The 14,763-nt window shown below is 72.9% G+C and carries 8 protein-coding genes; 3 read left to right on the top strand and 5 right to left on the bottom strand.

Features of this window, described 5'->3' with window-relative positions:
* Window positions 1-16 precede the first annotated feature (16 nt).
* Both ACZ50K_RS32340 and ACZ50K_RS32335 read right to left on the bottom strand, forming a co-directional pair.
* Window positions 17-3,952, bottom strand: a complete 3,936-nt coding sequence (locus tag ACZ50K_RS32340) for an SDR family NAD(P)-dependent oxidoreductase (protein WP_468909744.1) — start codon at window positions 3,950-3,952, stop codon at window positions 17-19.
* Complete coding sequence (locus tag ACZ50K_RS32335; RefSeq protein WP_468909741.1) at window positions 3,949-4,734, bottom strand: thioesterase II family protein; 786 nt, start codon at window positions 4,732-4,734, stop codon at window positions 3,949-3,951. Before ACZ50K_RS32335 ends, ACZ50K_RS32340 begins: the two co-directional genes overlap by 4 nt.
* 389 nt (window positions 4,735-5,123) lie before the next feature.
* Between ACZ50K_RS32335 and ACZ50K_RS32330 the strand changes: the two genes are divergently transcribed.
* Window positions 5,124-5,849 (top strand): AfsR/SARP family transcriptional regulator, encoded by a 726-nt coding sequence (locus ACZ50K_RS32330; protein ID WP_468909739.1) that lies wholly within the window; start codon window positions 5,124-5,126, stop codon window positions 5,847-5,849.
* A 35-nt stretch (window positions 5,850-5,884) separates the two neighbouring features.
* On the opposite strand, the gene ACZ50K_RS32325 is transcribed toward ACZ50K_RS32330, so the two are convergent.
* Window positions 5,885-7,393: a tryptophan halogenase family protein gene (locus tag ACZ50K_RS32325; RefSeq protein ID WP_468909736.1), complete on the bottom strand. Its 1,509-nt coding sequence runs from the start codon at window positions 7,391-7,393 to the stop codon at window positions 5,885-5,887.
* A 206-nt stretch (window positions 7,394-7,599) separates the two neighbouring features.
* On the opposite strand from ACZ50K_RS32325, the gene ACZ50K_RS32320 reads away from it, so the two are divergent.
* A complete protein-coding gene (locus ACZ50K_RS32320; protein WP_468909733.1) occupies window positions 7,600-9,894 on the top strand; it encodes a S9 family peptidase in 2,295 nt (764 codons plus the stop codon).
* A 92-nt stretch (window positions 9,895-9,986) separates the two neighbouring features.
* Here the strand turns inward: ACZ50K_RS32320 and ACZ50K_RS32315 are convergent, their stop codons facing one another.
* Both ACZ50K_RS32315 and ACZ50K_RS32310 read right to left on the bottom strand, forming a co-directional pair.
* Window positions 9,987-12,902: an AfsR/SARP family transcriptional regulator gene (locus ACZ50K_RS32315; protein WP_468909730.1), complete on the bottom strand. Its 2,916-nt coding sequence runs from the start codon at window positions 12,900-12,902 to the stop codon at window positions 9,987-9,989.
* 307 nt (window positions 12,903-13,209) lie between these two features.
* Window positions 13,210-13,410 (bottom strand): hypothetical protein, encoded by a 201-nt coding sequence (locus ACZ50K_RS32310; protein ID WP_468909727.1) that lies wholly within the window; start codon window positions 13,408-13,410, stop codon window positions 13,210-13,212.
* A 258-nt stretch (window positions 13,411-13,668) separates the two neighbouring features.
* Here ACZ50K_RS32310 and ACZ50K_RS32305 point away from each other — a divergent pair, with 258 nt between their 5' ends.
* The gene (locus ACZ50K_RS32305; protein ID WP_468909725.1) at window positions 13,669-14,670 is read left to right on the top strand and encodes a 4'-phosphopantetheinyl transferase family protein; all 1,002 of its coding nucleotides are present in this window, start codon (window positions 13,669-13,671) and stop codon (window positions 14,668-14,670) included.
* Window positions 14,671-14,763 lie beyond the last annotated feature (93 nt).

The following is a 14,763-nucleotide window of genomic DNA, read 5'->3' as shown; positions in this document are numbered from 1 at the left end:
GACGGCTGAGGGTCAGTCAGCCCGTCGTGTGACGTTCGATGACCGCGGCCATTCCCGCCACGGTCGGCAGCTCGTACAACTCCTGGGTGGTCACCCGGAATCCGAGTTTGTTGTCCACGAGTGCCAGGAGGCGGGTGGCCCGCAGTGAATTCCCGCCGAGTTCGAAGAACGAGTCGTCGCGTCCGATCTCGGGCCGGCCGAGGGCGTCGGACCAGACCAGGGCGAGATTGCGTTCCAGCTCGTTCGCGGGCGGCGCGTAGGCGCGGTTCGGCTTGCCTGGGGCCGCGTCGTGCAGCAGCTGGGCGGTGTCCACCTGGCCGTACACGTCCCGGGGGATGCGCGGCACCGGGACGATCCGCACCGGCACGTCCAAGCTTCCCACGTTTTCCGCGATCGCGGCACGAACTGAGTCCTGTTGTGCCAGGTCGGATATGTAGGCGACCAGGATTTCACTCACCCGCAACGTCTGCGGGACGAGTTCGTCCACCATCGCCGGGTTCTTCAGGTCGATTCCCGCCACCAGGTAGTGGTGGTCGGTGGAAACGGCGTGCAGGAAGAGGCGCAGACCGGTGTCGGGGTCGATGGAGCGGAATCCGCGGTGTTCGGCGGCGGCCGCGGACTGCGCCCTGTTCATTCCGACTCCGGACCACATGCTCCAGGCCAGGCAGTGGACGGTGCGGCCGCGTTCGTGCCGCCAGTGGTCGGCGAATCCGGTGAGGAAGCTGTTCGCCGCGGAATAGGCGCCGAAGGAATGCCCGCCGAATTCGCCGTTGACGGATCCGAACAGCACCAGGGAGGCGTTCGGGCGGCTCTCCAGGACGGTCGCGAGGGCCAGCGTGCCGGCCACCTTCGCACCGTAGTGCAGGTCGAAGGTCGCCCGGGTCTCGTGGGCCAGGGTGTGCTTCTCCAGCTCGGTCCACTGCCCGGTCGGGTCGGCGGCCGCCAGGTGCAGCACCCCGTCCAGCGGGCGGCCCCAGCGGGCCTCCGCCCCGGCGACGGCCCGCTCCAGGGCCTCCGCGTCGGCGACGTCGAGCTGTTCGTACGCGACCTGCCCGAAGGCGGACAGGTCGGCGAGCCGGTCCGCCCGCTCGCCCTCGGCGGGCGAGCGCCCGACCAGCAGCAGCCGGATCCCGAAGGCCGCCGCGAGATAGCCGGCGATGTCCTGGGCGATCCCGCCGAGGCCGCCGGTGACCAGGTACACGCCGCCGGGGACGAAGCCGCCGCCGGCCGGGGCGGTGTCCTCCTCGGGCACCGGGACCAGCTTGGGCGTCAGGCGCTGCCCGTCGCGGGCGGCGAACACCCCGGTCCGGGTGCGGTCGGTGAGCTCGGCGCGGATCGCGGCCGGCCAGTCCACCGGGCAGGGGGTGACGTCGATCTGCCGGACCGGCAGCGGCGCGGCCTCGGCGGTCGCGGTGCGGATCAGGCCGGGCAGGGCGCAGGAGCCCAGGTCGACGGTGTCGCCCTGCTGGACGTACAGCGCGCCCTGGGTGACGACCAGCAGCAGCGGGCGGCCGAACTCGCCGTCGGCGAGGACCGACAGCAGGGCGGTGAACTCCTCGGTGGCGGAGTCCAGTCGGGCCGCGGAGGTCCCGGAGCGGCTCAGCATGGGCAGGGCCAGCACCACCGTGCCGAGCTCCCCGTGCCGGGCGGTGGCCTCGGCGAGGACCCGGCGCAGGGCGGGGCGGTCGGCGAGCGGCAGGCGGTAGCGGTCGGGCCCGTCCTCGGCGTAGAGGCCGCCGCGGCGGCCGGTGACCACGGTGCCCCGCAGGTCCAGCCAGCGCAGGTCCTGCTCGGCGCCCAGCGCCAGGGTCACCCCGGCGGCCGCTCCGGCCTCCTCCGGCTCCACGGCGGCGGCCTCGGGCAGCCGCACCCACTGGCGGCCGAACAGCCAGGTGTCCGGGCCGTCCTCCTCGGCGGCCGGGTCGGCGGCGGCCAGCCGGTCCTCGAAGGCCCCGGCGCGCAGGGCGGTGAGCAGGGCGGCCCGCTGGACCTTGCCGCTCCCGGTCTTGGGGAACTCGGCCTCGGTGACGGGCACGATCAGGTCGGGCGAGACCCCGGCCTCGCGGACCAGGACGGCACGGACCTGCTCCCCGGTGCGGGCCAGGGTGTCGGCGTCCCAGCCGGTGGGCACGTAGAACACCGCGAGGTCGTCGGAGCCGGCCCCGGGCTCGCGGACGCCGACGGCGGCGGAGAAGGTGACCCGCACCCCGTCGACCCGTTCGACGACGCTCTCCAGCTCGTGCGCCATGTAGTTGATGCCGCGGACGATGATCTGGTCCTTCTTGCGTCCCGCGATGACCACCTCGCCGTCCCGGACGAAGGCCAGGTCGCCGGTCCGGAACCAGCCCTGGTCGTCATAGGACTCCCGGTTGGCCTCCTCGTTGGCGAAGTAGCCGCGCATGATGGTCGGCCCGGTGATGATCAGCTCGCCCATCCGCCCCTCGGGGAGGACGGCGCCCCGGTCGTCGACCACCCGGATCCGCACCCCGGGGATGGGGCGGCCGACCCGGGACAGCACCACGGCGTCCTGGTGGCCGGGGTCGAGGTGGCGGATGGTGCCACTGAGCGAGGCCGGGTCGATGGCGACCGTGCCGGCCGCCCGGTCCAGCCGGGACTGCCGGCTGTAGGTGACCCCGGAGCAGGTCTCGGACATGCCCCAGCAGGGGACCATGGCGTCGGCCGGCAGGCCGTGCGGGGCCAGCAGTTCCAGGAAGCGGTGGCTGGTGGCGGCGACCACCGGTTCGCCCGCGTTGGAGATCTCGCGGAGGCTGGACAGGTCCCAGGAGCCGGCGGCGATCTCCTCGGCCCGCTCGTTGACCAGCGCGAACGCGAAGTTGGGGGCCCACACGTTGGTGGCCTTGTAGCGGTCGATCCAGTCCAGCCACTGGAGCGGGTCGGCGAGGAAGTGGTGGATCTTCGCGTTGACGTGCTGCGCCTTCAGGAACACGTCGCGGACGTTGTAGTAGGCCACCGTGACGTGGTCGAAGGGCATCCAGATCAGGCTGACGTCGTCGGCGGTCAGCCCGCAGTGCGCGATCACGGCCAGTTCGCGGGCGGTGACGGTGGCATGGGTGTGCTGGACGCACTTGGGGACGCCGGTGCTGCCCGAGGTCAGCAGGTTCAGCACCCGGGAGTCGGGGGTGGCCGGGAACCAGTCCCCGTCCCGCTCGTGGGCGAGGAGCTCCTCGGTGGTGAGGATCCGGACGTCCGGCTCGCCCCAGAGCTCGCGTACGCCGGCCAGCGCGCCCGCGGTGGCCGCGTCGGTGACCAGCACCGGGCGGTCCAGCAGGTTCCAGGCGCCCAGCAGCTTGCGGTTGACCTCGTTGGGGGTGCCGTAGGAGGTGGCCACGGCCACCGGGGTGGGCACGAACCCGCCCAGCACACAGGCCCAGAAGGCGGTCAGATAGGCCCGGTTGTCGTCGAAGACGAACAGGGCGGCGTCACCGGGGCGCAGTCCGGCGGCCCGGAACCCGGCGAGCGCCCGCTCGGCCTCGGCGAGCAGCTCGGCGTACGGCTGGAAGGCGTCCGGCTCGCCGGCCCGCAGATAGACGGTGCCCTTGTCCGGGGCCTGCTCGGCGGCGGCCCGCAGGGCCTCCTGGAGGGTGGCCGGGGTGCCGGGGTCCAGCGGCAGGTCGCCGCCGTAGAGGTCGGAGGGCGGTCCGTCCGGGAGCGGCTCGGCCGCGGCGGACCCCTCCGCGGCGGGGGCGGCCGCGGGGGCGGTGGCCGGGGCGGGGGCGGCGGCCGGGGCCGCGGGGGCGACCGGGCCGGTGGCGCGCACCTTGCGGGCGACCGCCACCGCGTCGAAGACTCCGGGGACGGAGCGGGCGGCTTCGGTCAGCGCGGCGAGCGCGGCCTCCCCGAACCCGTCGGCCCCGTCGGCCCCGGCGGCCCCGGCGGACTGGCCGGACTGGCTGGGCCGGCCGGACTGGTTGGGCTGGTCGGTGGCGGTCATGCGGTCCTCCCGTTGAGCGCGGGCTGAAGGATCCTGGCGGCGATCACCGAGACCACCTCGGCGGGGGACTCCAGGAAGTAGAAGTGCCCGCCGTCGTAGAGCTCGGTGTCGAAGGAGGCGGTGGTGAAGTCCCGCCACCGCTCGACGTGTTCCAGGGGTGCGCGCGGGTCGGACCGGCCGGTCAGCGCGGTGATCGGAATGTCCAGCGGGGTGTCCCCGACCGGCTCGTGGAGCTCCCAGAGCGCGAAGTCCGCGCGGAGCGTGAAGAGGAGGGAGTCCATGACGTCCTCGTCCTCGGCGATCTCCGGGTCGAGGCCGCCGAGTGCCACGATCTCCGCGGCCAGCTCCTCGTCGGACAGGTCGTGCAGCTGCCGCAGCCCGCTCTCCCCCGGGGCCGGCTGGGCCGACAGGAACAGCTGCTCGGGGCCGCGGGCGCCGCGGTCCCGCAGCGCCTTGGTCAGCTCGTGGGCGAGCGAGGCGCCGCCCGAGTGCCCGAAGAAGGAGTACGGGCCGTCGAACACCGGGCGGAGCGCCTGGCCGAGAACCCTGACCAGCGGTCCGACCTCGGTGAACGGGTCCTCCGCGATGCGGTTCTGACGGCCCGGCAGCTGGATGGCGACCAGCTCGATCTGGGGCGGGAGCAGCTCGGCCCACTCGGCGTAGGCGGCGGCCCCGGCGCCCGCGTGCGGGAAGCAGATGAGCCGGTGGGTGGCTTCCGGGCGCTTCGCGCGCCAGATGTAGGGGGTTTCGGGGACCAGTTCCTGATTGTCCAACGGCAGCATCTGCTGGCTACTCCTCGCTCCGGCGAAGGTTTCAATACGGGAAGACGGCGGATCGGCATACCGGCGCGGGACACACCACGGCGCACGGCGTCATCGAAATTTCCGCGGATCTGAAGATCGACAGCATTGCTGTCCGAATGAACCCTAACGCTCCCCCCTGGCGCGAAACAGCCCGTGCAAGTCCGGTTATCGGGCCCTCACGACGCCCCACACCCTCATGCGGCCCCGCCCGTCGAGTCAAGGCCGTGTCCTGTCGACAGGACGGACCCGACAAGGTCTGGGACGGATCCGGGCGGTGCGTGGACAGCGCCCGGCCCGTCCCGCTTATCTCAGAGGAAATCACTGCGGATCGCGAGGGCATTTCGATGGAGTACGGGATTCTGGGACCCGTGGAAGTGCGGGACGGCGGGGACGTCGTTCCGCTCGTCGGCCCCAAACAGCGGACGGTTCTGGCGGCCCTGCTCATCGCCGAGGGTTCCCTGGTCTCGGACGCGGAACTCAGCCGATTCCTCTGGGGGGAGCATCCGCCGCGGACGCTCAACGCCCAGCTCTACACCTATGTCTCGCGCATTCGCCGGACACTCGGTCCGCGTGCGGTGATCACCCGTAGTCCGCACGGATATCTGATGGAGACCGGGAACGATTTCTTCGATCTCGCGGAATTCCGGCGGCTGGCGGACCTGGGCCAGTCGGAGCTGGCGGCCGGCCGCTTCGACCGGGCGGCCGGGCTGCTGCGGGAGGCCCTCGGGCTGTGGCGGGGGCCGGTGCTCGCCGATGTGTCGGAGCACCTGGCCGGAGCGGAGGGCCCGCCGATCGAGGAGGCCCGGATCTCGGCCCTGGCCGGGCGGGTCGAGGCCGACCTGGTGGTGGGCCTGCACCGGGAGGTGCTGCCCGAGCTGACCCGGCTGGTGGACCGGAACCCGCTGCACGAGCGGTTCCGGGCCCAGCTGATGACCGCCCTGTACCGCTGCGACCGGCAGGCCGAGGCACTGGCGCTCTACGACACCGGCCGCCGGATGCTGGCCGCCGATCTCGGCCTGGAGCCCGGCCCGCTGCTCCGCGAGGTGCACCGCGGCATCCTGTCCGCCGATCCGGCGCTGCACCGCCCGGCCTGACGCGGCACCGGCACCGGCTCCGGCGGACGGCACGGCTAGACGGTGACGCCGAGCCGCGCGAAGTACTCGTACTGGCTGGGGAGGGCGTCGACCAGGGTCCGGGCGGTGTCCCGGACCTCGGCGAACCGGTCGAGGGCGGCCTCCCCGTCGGCCCCCGACAGGGCCGCGGAGGGCCGCAGCGGGGTGGCTCCGGCGCCCAGCAGGATCGCCGCGTAGGAGTCGGGGGTGAGCGCGGAAGCGGCCGGCACCCCGGTCCGCCAGTGCTCGATCCGCAGGGCCAGGCCCCGGGGCAGCGGCTGGCTCTTGGTGTCCCGCCAGTACTGCGAGTCCTCCCGGGCGGCGCCCTGGTAGTGCAGGGCCAGGAAGTCCCGGGCCTCGTCCATCACCCGGGACACCGAGGCGTTGTAGGCCTCGGCGGACGCGGGCAGCACCCCGCCGGGGAGCAGCCGGACCAGCTCGGCGAGGGCGTGGTGCACGAAGGAGGCCTCGGAGCAGGCGAGCGGCTCGACGAACCCGGCGGCCGCCCCGATCGCCACGCAGTTGTCCTTCCAGGCGTGCCGGCTGCGGCCCACCCGGAGGTTGGTGTGGACGGCCTCCACCCCGGCGGCCTCCGGGCCGACGAAGGCCCGCAGGGTCTGCTCCGCCTCCTGCGGGGAGCAGTACTCGCGGGCGTAGACGTAGCCCGTGCCCAGCCTGTTGACCAGCGGGATCGTCCAGATCCAGCCGGCGCCGCGGGCGGTGGCGGTGGTGTACGGGGCGATGCCGCGGGCCCGCATGTCCGCCGGGACGCGCAGCGAGACGGCGCTGTCGTTGGGCAGGACGTCCTGGTAGGAGACGAAGGGGACCCGGAACTCCCGGTTGATCAGACGGCCCTGGAAGCCGGAGCAGTCCACGAACAGGTCCCCGGGGAGCTCCTCGCCGTCCCGGGTGACCAGCCGTTCGATCCGGCCGTGGTGGTCCCAGCGGACCTCGGCGATCTCCCCGGTGGTCCGGCGCACCCCGCGTCGGACCGCGTGGCCGGCCAGGAACCGGGCGAGCAGCCCGGAGTCGAGGTGGTAGGCGTAGGGCAGGTCCCCGCCGGTGCCGTCGAGGTGCCGGGGGCTGCGGCCGGCGTCGCACAGCGAGGCGGTGACGAAGCAGTCCCGGTCGAAGCGGCCGCTGGGGCCGTTGTGCAGCCACCACTCGGTGAGCGGGAGTCCGTCGGCCGACCGGTTCTGCTCGAAGGGGTGGTAGAAGTGCTGGCCGGGGCGGTTCCAGTCCTGGACCCGGACCGCCAGTTTGTAGGCGGCGTTGCAGGCGGGCATCCATTCGTCCTCGGCCAGTCCGAGGAAATCGAAGTACCGGCCGATATCACTGAAAGTGGTCTCGTCCCCGAGGGGCCCCGATCCTGACCCTGAACCCGATTCGGATCCTGATGCGGATCCTGATTCGACCAGCGTGACGGACATCCGGTCCTCGTATGCCGCCTTGAGATAGGCGGCGGTCATCCAGCCCGCGATCCCGCCTCCGACGATGACGACATTTTCGGGGCTCCGGTCACTCACGCCAAACACCTCGGTTCTTCCGGCCGTTCAGTAAGGCAGCCCAATGTGACATTCGGTTCTACGGAGCTTCTATATATCTCCTGTCAGCACCCGGCCGGCCGGCCCGCCGTCCTGTCGACAGGACGCGGCGGGCTGGCCATCATGAGGCCTGCCCCGGTAAGGAACCTGCGCTGCACCACCACTTTCGAAGGAAGGGCACACTCCCGATGGATTCGACCGAACTCGACGTGCGGGCCTATCAGACGGCGGAGCGGCTGCTGCGGCACCACCGGAAAGAACTGGTCCGCGGTGACAAAGTCACCCCCCGCTGGATTGAAGCCGGATCCCGTTTCTGGTACACGGTCGGGACCGCCGAGGGAAAGCGTTTCGTCCTCGTCGACCCGGCGACCGGGACCCGGGCCCCCGCCTTCGACCACGAACGGCTGGCGGCCGCGCTGTCCGCCGCCTCGGGGCAGGAAGTGGACGCCGCCGCCCTGCCGTTCCCGGCGATACAGCCGGTCACCGGCGCGGTCGAGTTCGACGCCTTCGGTGAGCACTGGCGCTGCCGGCTGGACCACTACGCGATCGAGAAGGCGGCGGGCGACCCGCCCGGCAACCCCCTCGCGGTGCCCGCGCCGGACCGCAAGCACGCCGTCCACCGGGCCGGGCACGATCTGCGCGCGCTGGCCCTGGACGGCACCCGGGAGTGGGCGCTGACCTCGGACGGCACCGAGGACCTGGACTACGGGGCGAACCCCGACTACCTCATGTACTCCACCCTGCTGGGGAAGATCGGGCTGCCGCACCTGCCGCCCGCCGTGGCCTGGTCCCCGGACTCGGCCCGGCTGCTGACCCACCGCACCGACCAGCGCGGGGTCCGGCGCACCCACCTGGTCGACACCCTGCCGGCCGACGGCGGCGAACCGGGCCTGCTCTCCCCCCGGTTCGCGGTGCCCGGCGACGAGAACGTCCCGCTCGCCGAGTTCGTGGTGTTCGACCTCGCCTCCGGGACCTCCACGGTGGCGCAGGGGGACCCGGTCCCCATGTCGATGATGTCGCCGATCTTCCAGAAGTGGGCCTGGTGGGCCGAGGACGGGTCGGCCGTCTACTACCTGAACCGCACCCGGGACGCCCGCACCCTGGGCCTGTACCGCCTGGACCCGGTCTCCGGGGAGGTCACCGCCCTGGTCACCGAGACCGGCGCGACCCGGGTGGACCCGGCCCAGCAGCAGCTCCAGCAGCCGCTGGTGCGGGTGCTGGCCGGCGGCCGCGAGGTGCTCTGGTACTCACAGCGGGACGGCTGGGGCCACCTCTACCTCTACGGGACGGGCCCGGAGGCCGCCGAACCGGTGCGGGTCACCTCCGGCTCCTGGGGCGTGCAGGAGATCCTGCACGTGGACGAGGAACGGCGGCTGCTCTACTTCACCGCCTCCGGGCTGGTCGCCGAGAACCCCTACCGGCGCACCGTCTGCCGGGTCGGCCTGGACGGCACCGGCTTCACCCGGCTCACCGGGGACGACCTCGACCACGCCGTGACCGTCGCCCCGGACGCGGGCTGCTTCGTCGACTCCGCCTCCACCCCCGGCATCCCGCCGGTGACCACCGTCCGGGACTGGGACGGCCGGGTCCTGGTGGAACTGGAGCGCGCCGACATCAGCGGGCTGGAGGCGGCCGGCTGGACCGCCCCCGAGCCGTTCACCGTCACCTCCGCCGACGGCACCACCGAGATCCACGGACTGCTGTACAAGCCGCACGGCTTCGACCCGGCGGGCAGCTACCCGGTCGTCGACACCCCGTACGGCCTGCCGACCGCCCCGCGCGTCAGCCCCGCCTTCGACCCGGGCTACTACGGCTACGACGCCGAGGTGCTCGCCGCCCTGGGCTTCGTGGTGCTGGCCGTGGACGGCCAGGGCTCCCCCGGCCGCGACAAGGCCTTCCACGACGCCAGCTACGGCAACCTCGGCGACGCCACCGGACTGCCCGACCATGTGGCGGCGATCCGCGAACTGGCCGCCACCCGCCCCTGGATGGACCTGGACCGGGTCGGGGTCACCGGCATGTCCTCCGGCGGCTACGCGGCCGCCCGGGCCATGCTCCGGTACCCGGAACTGTTCAAGGTGGGCGTGGCCGAGTCCGGGATGCACGACTTCCGGCTGCTGGAGGCGGGCCTCGGCGAGGCCTACCACGGCCCCGTCGGCGAGGCCGACTACACGGCCGCCTCCAACGCGGAACTCGCCGACCGGCTGGCCGGCAAGCTGCTGCTGGTGCACGGCGGACTGGACGACCGGGTCTCCCCGCAGCTGTCGCTGCGGCTGGCGGAGCGGCTGATCCGGCACGGCAAGGACGTGGAGCTGTTCCTGCTGCCCGGCTCCGACCACATCTACTTCGGCTACGAGCACCTGGTGAACCAGCGCCGCTGGGACTTCCTGGTCCGCAACCTGCTGGGCCTCGAACCCCCGGCCGGCTTCCGCCTCCCGCCGGTCCCGATCGACATGGAGGCGCTGGCCGAACTCTTCGGCTGACCCCCGCCCCGTACCGGCCCGGTACCCGCGAAAAGGTGCCCCGGCCCTGGATCACTCCAGGGCCGGGGCACCTTCGCGCGGGCCGCTCCGGTTCAGTCGACGAGCGCGCCCAGGGCCTCCTCGGTCCGCTGGAGCCAGACGGGGGCGCCGACCTCCTCGAACTTCCGCCGGGCGGCCAGCAGGTGCCCGCGGGCCTCCTCCGCCCGGCCCCGCAGCTGCGCCACCCGGGCCAGGGCCAGGCTGCTCTGCCCGGCGACCACGGGGCTCCGGATCTCCTCGGCCATGTCCCAGGCGTCCGTCAGCGTGGTCTCGGCGGTATCCAGGGCGCCCCGGCCCAGCCGGGCCTCGCCGAGGCCGACCAGGGCATGGGCCAGGCCGACCACGTCCGAGTGCTCCTTCACGATCCGGACGGTGCGCAGGAAGGAGTCCTCGGCCTCCGCCAGCTGCCCCAGGGCCAGTTGGACCCGGCCGAGCCGGTTGAGCGACTGCGCCATGATGCGGGTGTTGTCCCCGCCGGTGGCGGTCTCGACCTGGATGGCCTCCCGGGCGTAGCGCATCGCCGAGTCGAGCTGCCCCAGCTCCAGCTCGATCTGGGCCATGTTGTTCAGGGTGTGGGCCTCGCCCAGCCGGTCGTCGAGCTCGCGGAAGATGGGCAGGGCCTCGGCGCACCGGGCGGCCGCGCGCTCCAGCTCGCCGCGCATGCGGTCGATCATGGAGAGGCAGCGCAGGGTCATCGCCCGGCCGTTGCGGTCCTCCACCTCCTGGTACAGCCGCAGGGCCTGCTCGAAGTGCGGGGCGGCCGTGTCCAGGCTGCCCGCCATCTCCAGGGTTCCCAGGTTGTAGCGCATCGCCGCCTGGCCGAGCAGGTCGCCCATGTCGCGTGCGGCCCGCAGTGCCGTCTCGCAGCAGGTGCGCCAGTCGTCCTTGTAGTTGCGCATCGAGAAGAAGCTCGCCGAGGAGACGGTCAGGTCCCAGGCGATCTCGGACAGGTCCATCCTGGCCGCCTGCCGGACCGATGCGACCAGCCCGGGCCGCTCCGCCTCGTACCACTCCAGGGGGGACACCAGGAGCTCCTCCGTCAGCGAGGAGTCGACGCGCCGCCGCCGGACCTGGCTGTGGCTGACGGTGGTGTGCGGGTCCACCAGCCGGACGGCGTCCTCCGCGAGGGTCAGCAGGGTGCGGAGGAACCGGGTGGTGGCCGCCAGCCGCTCGGGTTCCGGCTCGTCCCGCTGGGCGCACTCGGCGGCGTACAGGCGGAGCAGGCCGTTGAAGCGGTAGCGGAGCTGGCCGGTGGCGTCCATGGTCACCACTTCGAGGAACTGGGCGTCCACGAGGTTCTCGATGAGCCGTTCCGCGTCGAGCACCTCGTTGTTGAGCAGGGCCGCCGCGACCCAGGCGGTGAAGTCCGGTACGTCGAGGAGGCCGAGCCGGCGGAACAGCCGGGCCGACTCCTCGGGGAGGTAGCGGTGGCTGAGCGCGAAACTGGCCCGGATCTGCGATTCGCCCTGGCTGAGCTCGTCCAGCCGGCGGCGCTCGTCGCTGAGCCGGGACACCAGGAACTTCACCGGCCAGTGCGGCTTCGACGCCAGCCGGGCGGCAGCGATGCGCAGGGCCAGCGGGAGCCGTTCGCACAGCTCGACCAGGCGGACGGCGTCGGCGCGGGCCGGTCCGATGCGGCGCTCCCCGACGATCGTGGTGAGCAGCCGGACGGCTTCCTCCTCGGACAGCACACCGAGGTGGATGCGGGCCTGGGAAGGCCAGGCCACCAGCTGCTCCAGCTGGTCGCGGCTGGTGACCAGGACCCCGCAGCGTCCGCTGCCGGGCAGCAGCGGGCGGACCTGGGTGTAGCTGCGCGCGTTGTCGAGGATGATCAGCACCCGCCGGTCGGCGAGCAGGCTGCGGTAGAGCGAGATCCGCTCCTCCAGCTCGGCGGGGACCTGTTCGGCCGGCACTCCGAGCGAGCGGAGGAAGCGGCTGAGCACCTCGTGGGTCTTGCTCGGGTCGTGGTGCTGGTCGTAGCCCCGCAGGTCCACGAAGAGCTGTCCGTCGGGGAAGTGCTCCGCGTTGCGGAAGGCCCAGCGGGTGGCGAGGCCGCTCTTGCCGACCCCGGCCGCCCCGGTGATCACCCCGATGGTCGAGGAACGGTCCTCCTCGGCACCCGCCACCAGGGCGTCCAGGGCGCGCAGTTCCTCCTCCCGACCGGTGAACCCGGGGATGTCCGGCGGCAGTTCCGACGGCACCGCGTAGACCGGTGCGGCCGGCGCGGGCTCGGCGGGGTGGGCCACGGCGGCCAGCGAGGGGTCGTCGCGGAGGATCGCGTCGTGCAGTTCCTGGAGGTCGGGGCCGGGCTCGATGCCGAGTTCGTCGATGAGCTGGCGGCGCGCGTCCCGGAAGGACTCCATCGCGTCGGCCCGCCGGCCGGACCGGTACTGGGCGAGCATCAGGTGGTGGCGGATGCGTTCGCGCAGCGGGTGTTCGCGGACCATCGCGGCCAGTTCGGGGATGAGTTCCTGGTGCTGCCCGAGGTCGAGGTGGACCAGGGTGGAGTCGTCGTAGGCGTTGAGCCGGTGCTCCTCCAGGCGTTCGATCTCGTCGTCGATGACCTGGCCGCCGACTCCGGCGAAGGCGGTTCCGCGCCAGAGGGCCAGCGCCTGGGCGTAGTGGTGGGCGGCTTCCTGGAGGCGGCCGTCCCTGGCGTGCTGCTCGGCCGACTGGACCAGTCGGGAGAACTCGACGGAGTCGACCCGGTGTCCCTCGGTCTTGAGCAGATAGCCGGGGTGGGCGGTGACGATGACGTCCTCGGTGATCCCGGCGGCCTTGAAGATCTTGCGGAGGGCCGCGACGCAGATGGCCACCTGGGTGCGTGCCGTGGTCGGCGGATTGTTGTTCCAGACGGTCTCGACCATCGTGTCGACGGATACGACGCGTCCCGGAGTGAGCAGGAGCAGCGCGAGGATGGTGCGCTGGCGGGCACCGCCGAGCGGTATGTCTCCTACCCCAGAGGTCACTTCGAGTGGCCCCAACACCTTGAAGCCGAGTTGTGCCCCCACCTCTCCCCCGTCCATTCAGTCCCGATCTGCAGCGAGCCCCAAATGTAGGACACCGGCAGGGGACTTCCCTCGGAAAGAGTCGTGGCCTCGTCACCTTCGGAGCACTCGGTCCGGGTGGTGACTCATCGCCTGTGCGGGAACGGAGCGTGGGCTCGAACATTCCCCCGGCGGGTGGGGTGGATCAGGTGGTGCGGTGGATCCGTGGAGCGGTTCGGTGCGGTGGTGCCGTGCGGTGGTTCGGCGGGTCCCGGTACGGCCCGGTCCGCTAGCCCCAGGGAGCCGGGTCCAGCTGCGGGCCCTTGGCGGCGGCGAGGGTCGGCTGGGCGTCCTGGACGGCGGTCGGCTTCGGCGCGCCCCAGGGTGCGGGATCGGCGGCGGCCAGGCCGGCCGAGGCGAATATCGCGGTGCCGGCGATGGCGGCGACGGTGAGGGTCTTGATGGCGGCGGTGAGGGTGTTGTTCAGCATGTCGGGCTCCTTCTCGTCCTGCGCCTCAGGTCTCTGAGCTGCGCGTTCTTCCTTCTGACGAGAAAATTACGGAGCCGTGCTTTCGGGCCGTTATCGCTCCGGCACCGGCCGGCGATAACGGCGATAACGGCGATATCAGGGGGAGGGATAACCCTCCCCGGGACGGAGGTTTTCCTGCTACCCCGGCCCCCTCCCGAGCCGAAGACTTGAGGCACGGCGGCAGAGCCACTGCCGCGGCAGTACGGGAGGTGACCCGGAATGACGACCGCATCCACGGTGCGCACAGCACCCACAGCACCCACGACACACACCGCACGCACCGCACACACCACGCACTCCGCACACACGGCCCACGCGGCCCATACGGCGAGCGCCCTGGCCACGCACCGCACCGCCCGTCGGACGCCGCCGTCGGACCTCGCCGAATGCCACGTCTGGTCGCTGCGGCCGCTGACCCGGCCGCAGTCCTGGTACGGACTGCTGGACAGCACGGAGCTGACCCGCGCCTCCGCCTTCGCCCATGAACTCGACCTGGCCCGCTTCGTGACCGGCCGGACCCTCGCCAAGGCGGCCATCGCCAGCCTGGTGGGCACCGGGCCCGAGGCCATCAGCCTCCGCACCCGCTGCCCGGGCTGCGGCGGTGCGCACGGCAAGCCGGAGGTGGTCGGCGCGGGCGCCGGCTGGGAGCTGTCGATCACCCACTCCGGGGATGTGGTGGCCGTGGCCCTCGCCCAGGGCAGTCCGCTCGGCATCGACGTGGAGCGCTTCGAGCCCTGGGGCGGCCCAGGTCTGCCCCCGGAGTACGAGCTGGTGCTCACCCCAGCCGAGCGGGCGGCCGTGGAACGGCTGCCCGAGCGGGACCGGGCACGGGCCGGACTGTCCTACTGGACGCGCAAGGAAGCCGTCCTGAAGGCCACCGGCGAGGGGCTGAACACCCCGATGACCGACTTCACGCTCACCGCACCGGGCGTTCCGCCGGCCCTGCTGCGCTGGCACGGCCGGTCCGCCCGGGCCGGGGCCGACCGGCCGGTGCCGGCCCTGACGGACCTGTCGCTGGGCGAGGACTACCACGGCGCGGTGGCCGTCCTCGGGGCCCGCGCGGTGCGGGCCACCGTGCACAGCGGGCCGGAGCTCATCGCGGGGACCCGGCCGCCGGTCCCGGCCGGACGGCCCCGGGAGCCGGTACGGGTGCTGGCGACCGAACGGGCCCTGCCGGACCGCGCGGCGGCCGCCCGGGTCCCGGCCGGAGCGGCCCGCTGACCGGCCGCACCGGCCGCTCCGGCCGGGACTCCCGCACCCGCCCCGCCCCCGGCCCCCGCCGCCGTCCCCGAAGCCCACCAGGCCCGCCGGACC

It is taken from the genome of Streptomyces sp. NPDC033845 (assembly GCF_055576225.1).
This window is presented reverse-complemented; position numbering and strand designations above follow the sequence as displayed.